The organism is Abditibacteriota bacterium, from assembly GCA_017552965.1.
GTDB lineage: Bacteria > Armatimonadota > UBA5829 > UBA5829 > UBA5829 > RGIG7931.
In genome coordinates, this window is the sequence record JAFZNQ010000075.1 from 1 (window position 1) to 1,690 (window position 1,690).

Annotated in this window: 1 protein-coding gene; it reads right to left on the reverse strand. The window is 61.4% G+C overall.

Annotated features, from left to right (window positions below; translation table 11 throughout):
* Positions 1 to 38: 38 nt before the first annotated feature.
* Positions 39 to 1,481, reverse strand: a complete 1,443-nt coding sequence (locus IK083_06640) for a hypothetical protein (GenBank protein MBR4749229.1) — start codon at positions 1,479 to 1,481, stop codon at positions 39 to 41.
* Positions 1,482 to 1,690 lie beyond the last annotated feature (209 nt).

The following is a 1,690-nucleotide window of genomic DNA, read 5'->3' on the forward strand; positions in this document are numbered from 1 at the left end:
CAGGGTCTGGCTGCCCGTAAAGCTCAGGCCTTCTTCTGTCACCAGGGCTCCCTTCGGGGCACTCCCTTTTCCTCTATTTCCTTTTTGGCTGCCGCCGCCGTGTCGGCGGGGCTGAAGGCTCCGTAGGCCCTGTAGAGGAGCCCGAGGCCTTCGTCGGTGTATATGGTGTTGGGCGAGAAATAAGGCGCGTCAAAGGTCTCGTCCAGCGTGGCCTTGCCCGGCTTGAAGCCCAGCAGCTCTCTCCGTCCGGTCTTTTCGGGCTTCACGCTGCCCAGGGGGAGCCATTCAAAGGGGCGGGCTAAGATCTCCTTCACCGTGTCCTCCTGGTTGAAGCCGTTGGGGCAGGCCTCGCTTTTGTTGTTGAAACGGTAATAATGGAACTGCCGGGGGCTGCCCAGAGGCACTGTGGCGGTGCGGACGCCGGGCATGGACATATAGCCCCGGGGCACGTTTGCCTTCAGCCAGTCCGCAGCGTAAACCAGCCAGCTGTTGCGGTATTCCTCGGAGCAGTTGGCGAACCAGCTGATCTCGTCGGTGCCCCACACGTGGTGGAAGGGCTTCGAGTCGATGCCGCTGAAGAAGTTGTCCACTTCATAGAGCTGGGGGATCACGTCGCACTTCCAGCCTGCCGGGTGTATCCCCGTAGGCATGGTCCCGTAGCCGGCGTCCCCGTGGCCGAAGGCAAAATAGGCCTCGAAGGGCTTCTCGCCGCTCACTGCCCTGATGGGGAAGGCGAAAAAGTCCCACAGATATTTGTCTCCCACCTTGGCGTTGGGAGCGAAGAAGTGGGCGTCGCACAGCACGTAGTGCCTGCGGGCGTGCTCCCGGGCGTATTCCCGCACCATGGAGAGCAGCTTTGTCCACACCTTGCGCCCCTTGTCGTCCCGGCCCACCAGGTCCGCCTGGCCGAAATGGATGGATTCGTAGCCGGCGTCTATGTAGCGCCGGGCCCTGTAATAGAACCACAGCTGGGTCTCCTGCTGTGTCACGTCGGGCACGGAGCCGCCCCCTCCCCACTGGCCGCGGTGAGTGCCGTCGGGGAACAGCATGGCCTCATAGTCAAAATTGCGTTCCTCCGCCGGCAGGCCGAAGGCCTCGAAGACCCAGGCGGGGATGGGGATGTTTTCTACCCCGGCGGGCCTGCCGGACTTTATGGCTTCCGGTCTCTTGCAGGAAAACACCGCTTCAAACACGCAGGCCTGCAGTATGATATCCGGGTCTATGGCGTGTATCCTTTCCGCCACCGCCCGGACCGAAGCAAAGTGGACCTCGTCGTCTGCGGGGCATATCCAGGCCAGGGCCGCCCTGCCGATATACTTGGGCTTCACGTTGGCTACGGCCCGCAGGTTCTCTTCCAGATACGGGTCGCCTTCGTTGCACATGCCGCTCATCAATAGCGCTTTGGAGAGATAGGCCTCCAGAGTCTCGCAGGATATGGTGCCGTCAAAGTCATACACCGAGGCTGATAAAGTGTGTGTCATGATTCCATGTCCTTTATTAATTGTGTCACCGGCTTATTTGGCGCGGCTCAGGCGCCGGGCTTCGGCCTCGGTCACGGCGTAGTTGTAGAGCTTCATGTCCTTTATCAGGCAGCCCTTCAGGCCGTTGCCAAAGTTCAGATTGTTGCCGCTCTCCTTCATGGGACCGCAGGGGATCCGGGAGCGGATCCGGCCGTCCAGCCAGGCGGTCA

Bases quoted from the DNA above. Each gene is read 5' to 3' on its own strand.
- IK083_06640 (MBR4749229.1), bottom strand. From the start codon at position 1,481: ATGACACACACTTTATCAGCCTCGGTGTATGACTTTGACGGCACCATA.